Source organism: Plantactinospora sp. GCM10030261 (assembly GCF_042666615.1).
Classification (GTDB): Bacteria; Actinomycetota; Actinomycetes; order Mycobacteriales; family Micromonosporaceae; genus KBS50.
Map to the genome: position 1 here is coordinate 50198 of NZ_JBHTDD010000033.1, position 14707 is coordinate 64904.

Annotated in this window: 14 protein-coding genes; all 14 read left to right on the forward strand. The window is 71.1% G+C overall.

The genetic code is table 11. From position 1 onward, the window contains the following. The first annotated feature begins 39 nt into the window (after window positions 1–39). The 14 genes from ACFQUZ_RS28080 (at window position 40) to dapB (ending at window position 14674) form a co-directional block, all read left to right on the forward strand. Window positions 40–1086 carry a TRM11 family SAM-dependent methyltransferase gene (locus ACFQUZ_RS28080; RefSeq protein WP_377447527.1) on the forward strand — a complete coding sequence of 349 codons (1047 nt, stop codon included), beginning with the start codon at window positions 40–42 and terminating at the stop codon, window positions 1084–1086. Between the two features lie 136 nt (window positions 1087–1222). Next, window positions 1223–1516 carry a DUF503 domain-containing protein gene (locus tag ACFQUZ_RS28085; protein ID WP_377447529.1) on the forward strand — a complete coding sequence of 98 codons (294 nt, stop codon included), beginning with the start codon at window positions 1223–1225 and terminating at the stop codon, window positions 1514–1516. A gap of 129 nt (window positions 1517–1645) precedes the next feature. Then, window positions 1646–2149: a 30S ribosome-binding factor RbfA gene (gene rbfA / locus ACFQUZ_RS28090; RefSeq protein WP_377447531.1), complete on the forward strand. Its 504-nt coding sequence runs from the start codon at window positions 1646–1648 to the stop codon at window positions 2147–2149. An 80-nt stretch (window positions 2150–2229) separates the two neighbouring features. Next, window positions 2230–3276, forward strand: coding sequence for a bifunctional oligoribonuclease/PAP phosphatase NrnA (locus tag ACFQUZ_RS28095; protein WP_377447560.1), 1047 nt, complete (start codon window positions 2230–2232; stop codon window positions 3274–3276). Window positions 3277–3317: 41 nt separating this feature from the next. After that, a complete protein-coding gene (locus ACFQUZ_RS28100; RefSeq protein WP_377447533.1) occupies window positions 3318–3722 on the forward strand; it encodes a hypothetical protein in 405 nt (134 codons plus the stop codon). A gap of 22 nt (window positions 3723–3744) precedes the next feature. Next, window positions 3745–3957, forward strand: coding sequence for a DUF6186 family protein (locus tag ACFQUZ_RS28105; RefSeq protein WP_377447562.1), 213 nt, complete (start codon window positions 3745–3747; stop codon window positions 3955–3957). Between the two features lie 586 nt (window positions 3958–4543). Next, window positions 4544–5848, forward strand: coding sequence for an MATE family efflux transporter (locus ACFQUZ_RS28110; RefSeq protein ID WP_377447564.1), 1305 nt, complete (start codon window positions 4544–4546; stop codon window positions 5846–5848). A 108-nt stretch (window positions 5849–5956) separates the two neighbouring features. Continuing rightward, a complete protein-coding gene (gene truB, locus ACFQUZ_RS28115; RefSeq protein WP_377447535.1) occupies window positions 5957–6844 on the forward strand; it encodes a tRNA pseudouridine(55) synthase TruB in 888 nt (295 codons plus the stop codon). Window positions 6845–6949: 105 nt separating this feature from the next. Then, window positions 6950–7897, forward strand: coding sequence for a bifunctional riboflavin kinase/FAD synthetase (locus ACFQUZ_RS28120; RefSeq protein WP_377447537.1), 948 nt, complete (start codon window positions 6950–6952; stop codon window positions 7895–7897). A gap of 380 nt (window positions 7898–8277) precedes the next feature. After that, the gene (locus tag ACFQUZ_RS28125; RefSeq protein WP_377447539.1) at window positions 8278–9168 is read left to right on the forward strand and encodes a hypothetical protein; all 891 of its coding nucleotides are present in this window, start codon (window positions 8278–8280) and stop codon (window positions 9166–9168) included. Window positions 9169–9422: 254 nt separating this feature from the next. Further along, complete coding sequence (gene rpsO / locus ACFQUZ_RS28130; RefSeq protein ID WP_377447541.1) at window positions 9423–9692, forward strand: 30S ribosomal protein S15; 270 nt, start codon at window positions 9423–9425, stop codon at window positions 9690–9692. Window positions 9693–9937: 245 nt separating this feature from the next. After that, window positions 9938–12355, forward strand: coding sequence for a polyribonucleotide nucleotidyltransferase (locus tag ACFQUZ_RS28135; RefSeq protein WP_377447543.1), 2418 nt, complete (start codon window positions 9938–9940; stop codon window positions 12353–12355). A gap of 11 nt (window positions 12356–12366) precedes the next feature. After that, window positions 12367–13731, forward strand: coding sequence for a M16 family metallopeptidase (locus ACFQUZ_RS28140; RefSeq protein WP_377447545.1), 1365 nt, complete (start codon window positions 12367–12369; stop codon window positions 13729–13731). Between the two features lie 184 nt (window positions 13732–13915). Next, window positions 13916–14674, forward strand: coding sequence for a 4-hydroxy-tetrahydrodipicolinate reductase (gene dapB, locus ACFQUZ_RS28145; RefSeq protein ID WP_377447547.1), 759 nt, complete (start codon window positions 13916–13918; stop codon window positions 14672–14674). Window positions 14675–14707: the final 33 nt, after the last annotated feature.

The window sequence follows — 14707 nt, forward strand, 5'->3', positions numbered from 1 at the left end:
GGCCGTCGCGCGTTCGGCGGCGGTGCGAGAATCCCCCGCGTGACCAGGTACGCGCTGCTGCTCGCCCCGTCCGCCAACCGGGTGTACGCCGATGCCGCCGGCCGGCTCTCCCGGGCCGAGCTGGTGATCTTCGCCGGCTCCGGCGTGCTGACCGCCCGGCCGGTCGAGCTGGCCGAGGAGCGTATCGGCGGCGTTGGGTACCTGACCTTCTCGGTGCCGGGGGAGGGGCTGACCGAGCGCGATGTGGCGCACCTGTCAAACCTCTCCGCGGCCTACGCGCTGTATGAGCGGGTGGACGACCTGCTGCGCCCGGTGGAGCTGCGCCCGCTGGCCCGTTTCGACTCGGACCTGATCACCATTCCGAAGTACGCCGGCAAGACCAACGAGCAGTTCACCCGGTTGCTGCTCAACGTGACGCTGCTCGCCTCGGCATCGGCTCCGGCCATGCTCGATCGACGGCTGGTGGTGCTCGACCCGTTGTGCGGCCGGGGCACCACGCTCAACCAGGCCCTGATGTACGGCTATGACGGCATCGGCGTGGAACGGGACGGCAAGGACGTCGACGCGTACTCGGCCTTCCTGCGTACCTGGCTCAAGCGCAAGCGGCTCAAGCACAGCGCGGAGACGGTGCCGGTGCGCCGGAACCGTCGGCTCGTCGCCCGGCGATTCGAGGCGACCGTGGCGGCGTCCCGGGAGCAGTTGAAGGCCGGGTCCGCCCAGCGGGTCACCGTGCTGCACGCCGACACCATCGAGGTCGGCGGGTTGTTGCGATCCGCCGGTGCCGACGTCATCGTCACCGACGCCCCGTACGGGGTCGCGCACGGCAGTCGGGGTGCCGGCGGGGAGCTGTCGCGCAGGCCGCTGGACCTGCTCACCGCGGCCGTGCCGGGGTGGGTGCGACTGCTGCGACCGGGCGGCGCACTGGGCATCTCGTGGAACACCCACGTGGCGCCGCGGGAGGAGGCCGCCGCGGTGCTCGCCGCGAACGGACTACGGGTGGCCGACGGGCCGGGCTACCGGGACCTGTGCCATCGGGTCGACCAGGGCATCGAGCGCGACGTGCTGGTGGCGGTGGCACCCACGTGATCTGCGGCGGGTCGTGGTTCGCGGGCTTCGCCAACTCCCCGAATCCCCACGAGCTGGGCGGATCAACGCGCCACAGCGGGCGGTCGGGCGAATTGTGGGTGATATCGGCGATCTCTACCGCGTACGCTGTCCCGCCGTGTACACCGGAACCGCCCTTTTCGACGTCCTCCTTCCCGCCGACTCCCGCTCGTTGAAAGCGAAGCGGTCCTACGTCCGCCCGATCGTGGCCGCGTTGCGCCGGTTCGAGGTCTCGGCAGCCGAGGTGGGCGCGCTCGACCTGCACGGCCGGGCGCACCTCGCCGTGGCGGTGGTGGCCGCGGAGAGCGGCCACGTGCGGGACGTGCTCGACTCCTGTGAACGGCTGGTCGCCGGCCGCCCCGAGGTCGAACTGCTCTCGGTACGGCGCCGGTTGTACGGTGCCGACGACTGACAGTTAACCTCGCCGGCAAGCGGCGGCCTGCCCCGCCTGCCCGGTTCGGCGCGGGTAGTGTTTCCAGACGTTGGCTCGTCAGCCCGCCACAAGGGGGCGGCGGACGCAGGATCGGCGTGGAGGTGGGACATGACGGACCCGGCCCGGGTGCGCCGGCACGCGGAACGCGTGCGGGAGCTGGTGGCCTCGGTGGTGCGTACCCAGATCAAGGACCCTCGGCTGGGCATGATCACCATCACCGACGCCCGGATCACCGCCGACCTGCGCGACGCCACGGTCTTCTACACGGTGCTCGGTGACGCCGCGGAACAGGCGTCCACCGCTGCCGCCCTGGAGAGCGCGAAGGGGATGCTGCGCAGCACCGTAGGCAAGGCCCTGGGCCTGCGCCACTCGCCGACCCTTACCTTCGTCCTGGACAACGTGCAGGACCAGGCCAAGCACATCGACGAGCTGCTCACCGCCGCGCGCAACGCGGACGCCGAGGTGCAGCGACGCGCGGCCACCGCTCGGTACGCGGGCGAGGCCCAGCCGTACCGGCTCGACGACGAGGCCGAGGATGACGCCGAGACCGAGACCGACGTCGAAACCGACGCCGATGTGGTCGGTGGACAGCCGGGCGGGGATCGGCGGTGACCGGCGACCCCGGCGACGCCCGGCCCAGCTGGCGGGAGTCGCCGGCCGTGCCGAGTGCCCGTGGCTCGGGCCCGGCGGTGCTGGACGGCCCGGTCGGTCCCACGCCGGACGACTGGGCGACGGCCGTCGCCGCGATCCAGGGCCTGCCCGCCGACGGGCGGGTGCTGCTGATCTGTCACGTCAACCCCGACGGTGACGCGTTGGGCAGCATGTTGGGCTTCGGCCTGGGGTTGTGCCGGCTGGGCGTGACCCGGATGCAGGCGACCTTTCCCGGCCGGTTCGAGGTGCCCGAGCCGCTACGCGGCATGCCGGGCCAGGAACTGCTGGTGCCCGCGGAGCAGGCGTGGCCGGAGGCCGACCTGGTGGTCTGCTTCGACGCGGCCAGCGAGTCGCGGCTGGGGGAGTTGCTGGATCGGCTGGACCGGTCGGGTACGGCCCTGGTGCTGGATCATCACGCCTCCAACACCCGGTTCGGCGGCATCCATCTGGTGGATCCCACGGCGGCCGCGACGTCGGTCGTCGCCGAGGGCCTGCTGGCCCGGCTCGGCGTGCCGCTGGACGAGCGGATCGCCGAGTGCCTCTACATCGCGTTGACCACCGACACCGGTTCGTTCCGGTTCGATATGACTACCCCGGCCGTGCACGAGTTGGCGGCCCGGCTGCTCTCCACCGGTCTGCGCCCGGGGGAGATATCCCGGCGGGTCTTCGACACCCGCCCGTTCGGGGCGGTCCGACTCTACGGTGACGTGCTGGCCCGTACCCGGTTGGAACCCGCCGCCGCGGCCGGCCGCGGCCTGGTCTGGACCTATGCCACCCTGGCCGACCTGGAGCGGCACGAGCAGCGCCCGTACGTCCTGGAACCGCTTATCGATTCGGTCCGGTGCACCGCCGAGGCGGACGTGAGCTGCGTGGTCAAGCAGGTCGCCGAGCGGGAGTGGGCGGTCTCCATGCGGAGTAAGGGGGACACCGACGTGAGCCGGGTGGCGGTCGCACTGGGTGGCGGCGGGCACCGCTCGGCCGCCGGGTTCACCGGCCGCGGCTCGGTCGATGACGTGGTCGCAGCGATCCGTGGTGAGCTGGACCGGTTGCCCACGGGCGTGGAGATCAGGGGTAACTCCGGGGCGTAATGCCCTTTCGGCTCCTCGTGACCACCGGCAACAATCGGGGGATGGAGCAACCCACGGAGATCGTCACCGAGGCGCCGCGGGCCTGGGACCGACCGGTCGTGTCGGTGCCGGTGCTGGTCGTCATGTCTTTCGTCGGTGGGAGCCTGCCGTCGTTCTCGGTGGCGGCGAACGTCTACGCCCTCGGCACCGGTGGCGCGTTGATCTGGATGGGCCTGTCGCACCGGGTTGCGCGGCGTCCGGTCCGCCGGGTCGGGGCCGGGGTGATCTGGTGGGTGCTTCCGGTGGCGGCGTTCGGCGTGGTCGAGGGCGTCACCTTCGTCCTCGGATCGACCGACGAGATTCCCACCTTCTCCCGGCTGGCAGATCCGGTGCTGGAGAACGAACTCGCCCGGTCGGCGGCCTACTTCGGATGGCTGTCGGCGTTCTGGGCGTTGGCGCGGCGATGACTGACGGGGGGATTCGGTGAGTGTGACCCGGCTGCTCGCCATCGGCGGTTTCACGGTGGCTCTGCTCCTGTTCGCGGCGGTCGAGTGGGCCGCGCGGCGCGAGGGGTCCCGGATCCCGACCCTCGGTGAGGCGTGCGCCTATGTCATGCGGTACGAGGTGGGCAACGTGCCGGTAGGACGGATCGGCCTGTTCGGCTTCTGGTGGTGGGTCGGCTGGCATTTCTTCGCCCGATGAGCGGGCTGTCCGGTTTCCGCTGGTCGGCGGCTCGCCGTCCCGGATCGCGGGAACGCTGGGCACGATGTGGACCTGAACGATAACTTGGGTGAAGTGCGCGACGTGCCCGGCAGACGTGTCGTGGCGCGGGTGGCCGACCAGCCACCGACTGCCTCCAGGGTCAGACCGACCCGGGCTCACGCTGCTCGCGGACGGACCCCGGCGATCCCGGGACGCCGTTCGAGAGCGTTCAGCAGGACCGCCCAGCGGCGGGCCGCTCGACGCGGCCTGACGCACCCTGGAAGGAGCATCCCGATGCCGAGCAAGCCCAAGTCGGACACCACGGACGAGGCCCGCGAGCAGATGCGGCGCGCGCTGCAGACCTCCATGGACACCCGGCAGTGACTCTCGACCGGTGAACGCGGTCCGGACGTACTCGTCCGGACCGCGTTCCCGCATCTGGCGTCCCCCGCCCACCCACCGTCGCCGCCACCGGAACGCGAGGCGTCAGTAAGCGATACGTGGCATTGCGTTCCTTACGCGTGACGTGCCAGGATCGGGCTCTGTGAGCCACCAGACCCGCGCGGACACGAGCGACCACCCTCGGCTGACCGGCACCGCCACCGCGCGCCGCATCGCCGCCCTCGCCCTGCCCGCCCTGGTGGTCCTCGCGGCGGAACCCCTCTATGTGCTTGTCGACACCGCGGTGGTCGGCCACCTCGGATCGGTGCCGTTGGCGGCGGTCGCTCTCGGCGGCACGGTGATGACGATGGCCGCGTGGCTCGGCACCGTGCTCGCCTACGGGACGACCGGCCGGGCCGCCCGCCGGTACGGCGCGGGCGACCGCGCCGCCGCGGTGGCCGAGGGGATCCAGGCGTCCTGGCTGGCGCTTGCCGCCGGCCTGCTGATCACCCTGCTGATCGAGATCACCGCCCTTCCGCTGGGCCGGGCGCTGTCCGGCGGTGACCCCGCGGTGACCGCCGCGGTCGCCGAATGGCTCCGGGTCGCCGCCCTCGGCGCTCCCGGGCTGTTGCTCGCCGCCGCCGGGAACGGCTGGCTACGCGGGGTGCAGGACCTCCGCAGGCCGCTCTACTTCGTACTCGGTCCCAATCTGCTGTCGGCCGTGCTGTGCCCGGTGCTTGTCTATCCAGTGGGTCTCGGCCTGGTGGGGTCGGCGGTGGCAAACGCCACCGCGCAGACGCTGTCCGGTGTGTTGTTCGTCGGCGCCCTGATCGCCGAGCGGGTGTCGCTGCGCCCCCGCCCGAAGGTGATCGTCCAGCAGTTGGTGCTGGGTCGGGACCTGCTGGCGCGCGGGCTGGCCTTTCAGGCCAGCTTCCTCTCGGCGACCGCGGTCGCGGCCCGGTTCGGTACCGCCGTCGTGGGCGCCCACCAGATCGCGATAAGTCTGTGGTTCTTCACCGCCCTGGTGCTCGACGCGCTGGCCATCGCGGCGCAGGCACTTGTCGGTGCCGCGCTCGGTGCCGGCGACGGGGAATACGCCCGGCAACTCGCCCGCCGGATCGCGGTGGCGGGAGCGGTTTGCGGGATCGCCTTCGCGGCGGTCATCGGGGCAGGAGCCGGCGTGGTGCCGGGTTGGTTCAGCGACGACCCGCAGGTCCGGGCACAAGCCATGATCGCCTGGCCGTGGTTCGCGGCGATGCAACCGGCCGCGGGCGTCGTGTTCGCCCTGGACGGCGTGCTGATCGGCGCGGGCGACGTGCGGTACCTGCGCAACCTCACAATCGTCGCGGCCTTCGGCGGATTCCTGCCGGCGATCTGGACGGCCTACGCCCTGGACCTCGGGCTCGGCGGCATCTGGGCCGGCCTCACCCTGTTCGTGGTGATCCGGCTGGTCGCGCTGCTGCTGCGGTTGCGTTCAGGACGCTGGGCGGTGACCGGCGCGGTCCGCTGAGCCCGGGAGCGGCGGCGGGTCGGCAGCCGTCGGCGCTTGCCGGCCTCCCGCCCGCGAGGCGACGGGCGGACGCCTGTCGGTCGGACGGATCTGGCAGGCTTGGCGGCCGTGAGTGCGGATGGTCTGATCGTGGTGGACAAGCCGGCCGGCATGACATCGCATGACGTGGTGGCCCGGCTGCGCCGGCTGGCGCGTACCCGCCGGGTGGGGCACGGCGGCACCCTCGACCCGATGGCCACCGGAGTCCTGGTGATCGGGGTGGGTCGGGCGACCCGGCTGCTCACCTACGTCATCGGGGCGGACAAGAGTTACCTCGGCACCGTCCGGCTCGGCCAGACCACGGTGACCGACGACGCCGAGGGAGACGTGGTCCGCTCGGTGCCGGCCGGTGACCTGGCGGACAGCGCGGTACTGTCCGCCTTCGACCGGTTGACCGGCGAGATCGACCAGGTACCGAGCGCGGTGAGCGCGATCAAGATCAACGGGCAGCGGGCGTACAAGCGGGTCCGCGATGGCGAGGCCGTGGCGCTGGCCGCCCGCCGGGTGACCGTTTCCCGCCTCGACGTGCTGGCCATCCGCCGGACGGCCACCGATCTGGTCGACGTGGACGTGGACGTCACCTGCTCCTCCGGGACATACGTCCGGGCGCTGGCCCGGGACGCCGGTGCCGCGCTCGGGGTGGGCGGCCACCTCACCGCGCTGCGCCGGACCTCCGTCGGCGGGTTCACGCTGGCCGAGGCGCGTACCCTGGACGATCTTGCCGAGGTCGCTCCCGACGTGGTGGACCTGCCGATGGCCGCGGCCGCCGCCCGGTTCCTGCCGGTCCGCGAAGCGACAGCGGAGGAGGAACGGGTGCTCGGTCACGGTGGGCCGTTGACCGCGGTCGGCATCGCCGGCCCGTACGCGGTGACCGGCGGTGACGGGCGGCTGGTCGCTATCGTCAGCGAGCGGGAAGGACGCGCCCGACCGGAGATCGTGGTGGCGCCGGCCCAGTGACGGCCGGACCGTCACCGGCCGGTCGGCGTAAGTGAGCCCTCGGCGGTCGCCGGTGGCTGGTAGTCGCAGTGGGTTGTCGGGTGTCTTGGCGGGACTGGAGGAGACATGCAGCGGTGGCGGGGGTTCGACGCGATTCCGCGAGGCTGGGGACGCTCGGTGGTCACCATCGGGGTCTTCGACGGGGTGCACCGGGGTCATCAGGCCACCATCGGGCACGCTGTGAAGCGGGCGAAGGATCTGGGCGTGCAGTCGGTCGTGGTCACCTTCGACCCGCACCCGTCCGAGGTGGTCCGTCCCGGATCACATCCGGCGATGCTGACCGAGCCGGCACGCAAGGCCGAACTGATCGAGGCGCTCGGCGTGGACGTACTCTGCGTGGTGCCGTTCACCCCCGACTTCTCTCGACTGCCCGCCGAGGAATTCGTGCACGACATCCTCGTCGAGCATCTGCACGCGGCGGTCGTGGTGGTGGGGGAGAACTTCCGGTTCGGGCACCGGGCCGCCGGAGACGTGGCCCTGCTGGAACGGCTGGGCCGCACGTTCGGCTTCGGGGTGGAGGGCGGGCCGCTGGTGGCGGCCGACGGCACCGTGTTCTCCTCCACGTACATCCGGTCCTGCGTGGACGCCGGAGACGTGACCGCCGCGGCGGCGGCGCTCGGCCGGGCGCACCGGCTGGCCGGCGTGGTGATCCGCGGCGACCAGCGGGGTCGCCAGCTCGGCTTCCCCACCGCCAACCTGCTGTGCCACCGGTACGCGGCGATCCCGGCCGACGGGGTGTACGCCGGATGGCTGGTCCGCGACGCGGCCCGGGCCGGCGCGGACGGCCGGACCATGCTGCCGGCGGCGGTGTCGGTCGGCACCAATCCGACCTTCTCCGGACCGGATCGGCGGGTGGAGGCGTACGTGCTCGACTTCGAGGGCGACCTGTACGGCGAACGACTCGCCCTGGACTTCGTGGCCCACCTGCGCGAGCAGCGCCGCTACCCGAGCGTCGAGCCGCTGATCGAGCAGATGAACGAGGACGTCGCGCAGGCCCGCCGGCTCCTCGTCTGACTCGGCGGGGCCGGGCTTCCTGGCCCCGGTCGGGGTTGTCCGTGCCCCGGTCGGGGTTGTCGGTGTCCTGGTCGGTTCACCCGTTCGGGCCGGTGTCGCCCGTTCCGGGGCCGCCTGGTGCGCGGGCGTCGGCTTGATCCACTCGATGTGCGGCATGTCGGGGGGTCGGTGCGACTGTGACCCCCCGACATGCCGCACATCGAGTGGATCACCGCCGGAATCACGGGTGCGATCTGGGTGCCGGCCGGGGCAGCGGGTGGATTGCCCGTACCACAACGAGCCCACTCCGCGACCCTTGTCCACAGGCTGAGCCGGGTACGGGTACGACCGTTGTCCACAGGGGTTTACCAGTCCCCCGCAGCGTTGCCACGCTCGTCGGCATGCCTTCCCTCCCGCCTCGCCCGGCTCCCCTTGCCTGGCAGGTGTTCCGTGGCTCCGACGCCGTTCGGCGGGGACTGCTGACCGAACACCAGCTGCGTGGTTCGGCCTGGATCCGGCTGCGCAGAGACGTCTACGCCGATGCCCGGTTGGACCGGGATCATGCCCTCGCCTGCCGGGCCGTGGCGTACCAACTGCCGGCCGGCGCCGCCATCGCGGGACCGTCGGCGGCCCATCTGTACGGGGTCGTGCACGCCGCGGACTTCACCGACGAGGTGCACGTCGTCGCGCCCCGGCTGACAGGATTGCGAACCCAACCGGGGCTGCGGGTGCACACCACCGACTCCGCGCCGATGCCTACCGGGCAGCCACCGAGGACCGGGCCCGCCCGAGCGGCCTGGGAGACGGCTGCCTGGCTGCCACCGGTGCGGGCGGTGGCCATCATCGACACCCTGCTCGGCAGCGGGTTGACCAGCCCGACGGAGCTGTCGACGCTGGCGGCGGCGTATGCTGCCCGACCCGGCGGACGACGTGCCCAGCGAGCCTTCGCACTGGCCGATCCGGCGGCCCAGTCACCACCGGAGTCCCACCTGCGGGTCCGGTTGATGCAGGCTGGACTGCCCCGGCCAGCCGTCCAGCACCCGGTACGGGTGGCGTCCGGCGTGCTCCTACATCCGGATCTTGCCTGGCCCGGTTTTCGAGTGGCTATCGAGTACGACGGGCAGTGGCACGATGACGCAGAGCAGTTCCATCGCGACCGTCGTCGCCTCAATCTGCTCGCCGGTCAGGGGTGGCTCGTGCTGCATGTGACCAGCCGGCGGCTGTACCGAGAGTTCCCGGCCCTGCTGCGGGAGGTGCGCGACGCGTTGACGTCTCGCGGTTGGCGGCCGTGATCACCCTCATGCCTTCGGGGGTAGTCGGGCCCCGACATCCCGCGAGTCGGCGTTTCTCGTGCCGGGCTGCCCCACCAGGCCCTGATCCAGGTCGATCATGAGGATCTATGATTCCAGGTCCGAGCCCCATCCGGGTGTTTCCGGTGGAAGCTGGTAACCTGACCTACAGCGTCGGTTGACCGACGGCGGTCCCGCGTGCCTGCTCGACGCCGCGGGTGCGGGACACTTGATGAAACCCACAGAAACGGGAGAAAATGGCGCTCGATCAGGAGAGCAAGAGCAAGATCCGACAGGAGTACGCGACCGCCGAGGGTGACACCGGATCCCCCGAGGTGCAGGTCGCGGTCCTGACCAAGCGGATCGCCGACCTCACCGAGCACCTCAAGGTGCACAAGCACGATCACCACAGTCGTCGTGGTCTGCTGCTGCTGGTTGGTCGGCGTCGCCGACTGCTCAACTACCTGCAGAAGAAGGACATCAACCGCTACCGGTCGCTGATCGAGCGACTCGGCCTGCGGCGGTGACGACGAGGGGAGCGGCGTACGCGTCGCTCCCCTCCTGTCGTCCCGCAGAGAAACGGGACCAGCGCGACCACCCGTACGGGGAGCCGGATCAGCGCACCGGTCCTCGGTAGTGGCCCCCGGGCCGCCGGCTCCACTGGCTACGTAGCCGGAACGCCGGCCATCCCCGGGCGCTTCGATCGAAGACCGGCCGCCTGAGCACTCCGGCGACGTCGTGGGTCCCACGACCGAAGGAGTACAGGCAACTCATGACCGAGCAGAACCGCCTCGGCAACCAGCACAGTAAGGCCGTGATCGACAACGGGACCTTCGGGACCCGGGAGATCACCTTCTCCACCGGCCGCCTCGCCCGGCAGGCCGCCGGCTCCGTGATCGCCCAGCTGGGCGAGACCGTCGTGCTGTCCGCGACCACCGCGGGCAAGCAGCCCAAGGAGCAGTTCGACTTCTTCCCGCTGACCGTGGACGTCGAGGAGCGGATGTACGCCGCGGGCCGGATTCCCGGTTCGTTCTTCCGTCGCGAGGGTCGACCCAGCGAGGACGCCATCCTGACCTGCCGGCTCATCGACCGGCCGCTGCGGCCTTCGTTCGTCAAGGGCCTGCGCAACGAGGTCCAGGTCGTCGAGACCATCCTGGCCCTGGACCCGCAGCACCCGTACGACGTGGTGGCAATCAACGCCGCCTCGATGTCGACCAAGCTGTCCGGCCTGCCGTTCTCCGGCCCGATAGGGGCGACCCGGATGGCGCACGTGGACGGCCAGTGGGTCGCCTTCCCGACGCACGAGGAGCTGGGCCGGGCCACCTTCGACATGGTGGTGGCCGGTCGGTCGCTGCCCGACGGCGACGTCGCGATCATGATGGTCGAGGCCGAGGCCACCGAGCACACCGTCAAGCTGGTGGCCGGCGGCGCCCCGGCGCCCACCGAGGAGGTCGTGGCGAGTGGCCTGGAGGCCGCCAAGCCGGCCATCCGGGAGCTGTGCCGGGCGCAGAGCGAGCTGGCGGATGTGGCCGCCAAGCCGGTCGCCGACTTCCCGGTCTTCCTGGACTACGAGAACGACGTGTACGACGCGGTGGCTGACGTCGCCCGCGCCGATGTCGCCGAGGCCCTGAAGATCGCCGGTAAGGCCGAGCGCGAGGACGCCCTGGACCGCGTGAAGGAGCAGGTCAAGGAGCAGCTCGCCGAGCGGTTCGAGGGCCGGGAGAAGGAGCTTTCCGCGGCGTTCCGCTCGCTGACCAAGGCCGAGGTCCGCGCCCGCGTCCTGCGTGAGCAGGTACGCATCGACGGCCGCGGTCCGCGCGACATCCGGCCGCTGAGCGCCGAGATCGGCGTGCTGCCCCGGGTGCACGGCTCGGCGCTGTTCGAGCGGGGCGAGACCCAGATCATGGGTGTCACCACGCTCAACATGCTCCGGATGGAGCAGGCGCTGGACACCCTCTCCCCGGAGAAGTCCAAGCGTTACATGCACAACTACAACTTCCCGCCGTACTCCACCGGGGAGACCGGCCGGGTGGGATCGCCGAAGCGGCGCGAGATCGGGCACGGCGCGCTGGCCGAGCGGGCGTTGATCCCGGTGCTGCCGTCGCGCGAGGAGTTCCCGTACGCGATCCGGCAGGTGTCCGAGGCGCTCGGCTCGAACGGGTCGACCTCGATGGGGTCGGTCTGCGCCTCCACTCTGGGCCTGCTGTCGGCCGGTGTGCCGCTCAAGGCGCCGGTCGCCGGCATCGCCATGGGCCTGATCTCCGACGAGGTCGAGGGCAAGACCCGGTACGTGACGCTTACCGACATCCTGGGTGCCGAGGACGCGTTCGGGGACATGGACTTCAAGGTCGCCGGTACCCCGGACTTCGTCACCGCGCTGCAGCTCGACACCAAGCTCGACGGCATCCCGTCGGACGTGCTGGCTGCCGCGCTCCAGCAGGCGCACGACGCCCGGCAGACCATCCTGGACGTGATGCGGCAGGCCATCGAGGCTCCGGCCACGATGTCGGACTACGCGCCGCGGGTCACCACCGTCAAGATTCCGGTGGACAAGATCGGCATGGTGATCGGCCCGAAGGGGCAGACGATCAACGCGATCCAGGACGAGACCGGCGCCGAGATTTCCATCGAGGACGACGGAACCATCTACGTCGGCGCGACCAACGGTCCCGCCGCCGAGGCCGCAGTGGAGCGGATCAACGCGATCGCGAATCCGACGCTGCCGAAGACGGGCGACCGCTTCCTGGGCACGGTGGTCAAGACCGCCGCGTTCGGCGCCTTCATCTCGCTGCTGCCCGGCCGGGACGGCCTGCTGCACATCTCCAAGGTGGGGGACGGCAAGCGGGTGGAAAAGGTTGAGGACTTCCTCAATGTCGGCGACCGGGTCGAGGTGCAGATCGCGGACATCGACGCCCGAGGCAAGATCTACCTGGACAAGGTCCGGCCGGAAGGTGCCGAGGCGCCAGCCGAGTCCGGTGGCGGCGAGCGACCGGCCGGTCGCGGTGACCGGGGCCCGCGCGACCGGGGTGACCGGGAGCGTGGCGGCGACCGGGAGCGCGGCGAGCATGGTGGCGACCGGGAGCGTGGCGAGCGTGGTGGCGACCGGGAGCGTGGCGAGCGTGGTGGCGACCGGGGTCGCGAGGGCGGCGAGGGCGGCGGCGAGCGTCGTCGTCGGACCCGGCACAGCTGACGTACACCGCGATGACCCCCCCATCGCGGAACGGTTCGACCACCGGGGCCGGCGCTACGGCGCCGGCCCGGGCGGTCACCCGTACCCTCACCACTGACCCGTTGGGCGGCACCGTCCGGCGTACCGTGCTGCCCAGCGGTCTCCGCGTGATCACCGAAGCCATCCCGGCGATGCGCAGCGTGTCGTTCGGCATCTGGGTGTCCGTCGGATCGCGGGACGAGACCGGCCGGCAGGCCGGCGTCTCCCACTTCCTGGAGCACCTGCTCTTCAAGGGAACCAGCAAGCGGACCGCGCTCGACATCTCGGCGGACATCGAGGCCGTGGGCGGCGAGACGAACGCCTTCACCACGAAGGAATACACCTGCTACTACGCGCGGGTGCTCGACGACGACCTGCCGCTGGCCATCGACGTCATGTGCGACCTGGTTGCCGACTCGCAGCTCGATCCGGCCGACGTGGAAACCGAGCGCGGCGTCATCCTCGAAGAGATCGCCATGCACGACGACGAGCCGGGTGACGAGGTGCACGACCTCTTCGCCCGGGCGATCTACGGGGACCATCCGCTCGGGCGCCTGATCTCGGGCACCGAAGAGACCATCTCCCCGATGAGCCGCCGGCAGATCCTGAATTTCTACCGCAGCCGATACACGGCGCCCGCCATCGTCATCGCCGCCGCGGGCAACCTGGAGCACGCGGCGGTCGTGAAGCGTATCCGGCAGGCGCTGCGTGGCACGCCGCTGGACACCGCCGCGGCCCAGCCGACTCCGCCCCGGTCCGCCACGTCGGCGGTACGCACCCAGGTGGCGGCCACCGTGGTCGAGCGGAAGGACACCGAGCAGGCTCATCTGGTGCTGGGCTGCGCCGGTATCGACCGCCTCGACGAGCGCCGGTTCGCTTTGAGCGTGCTCAACAACGTCCTCGGCGGCGGCATGTCGAGCCGGCTGTTCCAGGAGGTGCGGGAGCGTCGCGGGTTGGCCTACTCCGTCTATTCGTACGCCAGCCAGTATGCCGACAGTGGGTTGTTCGGTGTCTACGCCGGATGCGCGCCCGGCAAGGTGGACGAGGTGCTCTCACTGATCCGGGCGGAGCTGGCCGCGGTCGCCGAACGAGGCGTCAGCGAGGCCGAATTGAGCCGGGGCAAGGGGATGGCCAAGGGCTCGTATGTGCTGGGCCTGGAGGACACCGGTTCGCGGATGAGCCGGCTGGCCAAGGGCGAACTGCTCTACGGTGATCTGCTGTCGGTCGACGAACTGTTGGCCCAGGTAGACGCGGTGACCGCCGAGGAGGTCAACCGGCTGGCGGCCGAGCTGCTCACCCGACCGATGTCGCTTGCCGTTGTCGGCCCGTTCGGCCCGGACGACTTCACCGTCGGCTGAGCGACCTGCTTCAGGTCCGTTCGGGGTGATCGTCGGCTTGGCGATGTTGCGTCTGGCCCGTTCGGGGTGATCGTCGGCTTGGCGATGTTGCGTCTGGCCCGTTCGGGGTGATCGTCGGCTGGGCGATGTTGCGTCTGGCCCGCTCGGCGCGACCGGCGTTGGGCCGTGGGATAGGTTGAGCCCCGTGACTGACGAGCGTGAGCCGATCCGGGTAGGTGTGCTGGGCGCACGGGGCCGCATGGGCACCGAGGTGTGCCGGGCCATCGACGCCGCCGATGATCTCGAACTGGTTGCCATGATCGAGCAGGGGGACGGCCTCTTTGCCGCCTCCGACGCGGCGGCGGAGGTGGTGGTCGACTTCACCACCCCGGACGCGGTGCTGGACAACCTGCACTGGTGCATCGATCAGGGGATCAATGTGGTGGTCGGCACCAGTGGGTTCACCGAGCAGCGGTTGGAGCGGGTTCGCACCTGGCTGTCCCGCAAGCCCGAGGTCGGCGTGGTGATCGCGCCGAACTTCGGCATCGGCGCGGTGCTGATGATGCAGTTCGCGGCGAAGGCCGCCCGCCACTTCGAGTCCGTAGAGATCATCGAGCAGCACCATCCCAAGAAGCTGGACGCACCGTCCGGCACGGCCACCCACACTGCGCGGCAGATCGCCCAGGCGCGAGCCGACGCCGGGCTGGGTCCGGCGCCGGACGCCACGCGTGACGAGGCGCCGGGCGCGCGGGGCGCCGATGTCGACGGGGTACGGATCCACGCGGTCCGAGCCACGGGCCTGGTCGCGCATCAGGAGGTGCTGTTCGGCACCACCGGCGAGACGTTGACGATCCGGCACGACTCGTACGACCGGGCGTCGTTCATGCCTGGCGTCCTGCTGGCGGTGCGGGCGGTGGGTGACCGCCCGGGCCTGACCATCGGCCTGGACTCCCTCCTGGACTGACCCACCCCAACCCCCACCCCCAACCCTCACCCC

What these genes read in the sequence shown, in the direction of transcription:
- rbfA (WP_377447531.1), top strand. Translation starts at nt 1,646, where the DNA reads ATGACGGACCCGGCCCGGGTGCGCCGGCACGCGGAACGCGTGCGGGAG.
- ACFQUZ_RS28100 (WP_377447533.1), top strand. Translation starts at nt 3,318, where the DNA reads ATGGAGCAACCCACGGAGATCGTCACCGAGGCGCCGCGGGCCTGGGAC.
- ACFQUZ_RS28120 (WP_377447537.1), top strand. Translation starts at nt 6,950, where the DNA reads ATGCAGCGGTGGCGGGGGTTCGACGCGATTCCGCGAGGCTGGGGACGC.
- ACFQUZ_RS28125 (WP_377447539.1), top strand. Translation starts at nt 8,278, where the DNA reads ATGCCTTCCCTCCCGCCTCGCCCGGCTCCCCTTGCCTGGCAGGTGTTC.
- rpsO (WP_377447541.1), top strand. Translation starts at nt 9,423, where the DNA reads ATGGCGCTCGATCAGGAGAGCAAGAGCAAGATCCGACAGGAGTACGCG.
- ACFQUZ_RS28135 (WP_377447543.1), top strand. Translation starts at nt 9,938, where the DNA reads ATGACCGAGCAGAACCGCCTCGGCAACCAGCACAGTAAGGCCGTGATC.
- ACFQUZ_RS28140 (WP_377447545.1), top strand. Translation starts at nt 12,367, where the DNA reads ATGACCCCCCCATCGCGGAACGGTTCGACCACCGGGGCCGGCGCTACG.